The sequence below is a fragment of the Sphingomonas sp. STIS6.2 genome (genome assembly GCF_000732685.2).
Lineage (GTDB): Bacteria > Pseudomonadota > Alphaproteobacteria > Sphingomonadales > Sphingomonadaceae > Sphingomonas > Sphingomonas aerolata.
Map to the genome: position 1 here is coordinate 1 of NZ_JPDP02000072.1, position 1,035 is coordinate 1,035.

At 67.5% G+C, this 1,035-nt stretch carries 2 protein-coding genes; both read right to left on the reverse strand.

The features are described from left to right. A partial coding sequence (locus sphst_RS11660; RefSeq protein WP_159043591.1) for a DUF202 domain-containing protein occupies positions 1-209 on the reverse strand: 209 nt, incomplete at its 3' end. Then, a partial coding sequence (locus sphst_RS11665; RefSeq protein ID WP_107045564.1) for a sulfite oxidase occupies positions 209-1,035 on the reverse strand: 827 nt, incomplete at its 5' end. The genes sphst_RS11665 and sphst_RS11660, both read right to left, overlap by 1 nt.

Here is a 1,035-nt window from a genome sequence, read left to right on the forward strand (position 1 = left end):
GCGCGCGCGCCGATACCGGAAGCGAGCGCCGCCAGTCCGGTACGCACCCAGGCAGCATAGGTGCGTTCGCCGGCGAGGATTGTGCGGTCCGCGGCAAGCTCTGTGCGACGGTCGGCGCTGTCCACCTGCTGGACTGCGCTGTCCTTCAGCTTGCTCGCGCTCTCCGCCAGCTTCGCATGGGCCCGATCGGCGTCGTGCGGCGCGTCCATCAGCCAGCGGTAACGGCGATGCGATGCCAGGCAGTCGAGAGATAGCCGGCGAAGTTCCAGATCGGCTCGGGCCGTTCGGGCTGCATCTGCCCGGCACCGTCAACGGCGCGCACGATCAGGACGTGGAGTCCGGGAGACAGATCGACCGTGACGTGCCACTGCGTCCAGCTCCAAGGCGCATCGGGTTTTGCAGTCAGTTCCGCCTGCAGCCAGTCGGTGCCGCCATTGACGGAGACCTCGACGCGGGTGACCGCTCGGCCGAAGGCGACCGCATAACCCGCGATTTCGCACGCGCCGGCGCTGACATGCGCGCCGTCCACCGGCGCGCAGATCGCAGCATTGAGCGGCATCTCCTCGATAGTCAGACCCCGATCCCAGTCTGCGTCCTCCTTCGCTACCGACGCCGGAAAGAGCTTGTAGTCCTTAGCCTGGATCGGCGCATCGGACGGGCGATCGCGCACCTCGATGCGCGTCAGCCACTTGGCGCTACGAACGCCCGCATAACCCGGCACGACGAGCCGCAGCGGTGCGCCATGTTCGGGGGCCAGCGCCTCGCCATTCATGGCCCAGACGATCAGCACGTCGGGCTCTAGCGCCTTGGCGATCGAGATCGAGGCACCGAACGGTGCCGTCTCACCATCGACATCCACGTTGTCGGCCCCCGTAGTGCCGACGAACGACGCGCCGTCCTGGATGCCGGCTGCGGCGAGCACGTCGCACAGTGCGACGCCGGTCCACGCCGCATTGCCAATCGCGCCCACGTCCCAGGGATCGCCCGAAGTCTTTTCCACGTCTTGAAGATGTGCCCGACGATTGCCGGCGCACT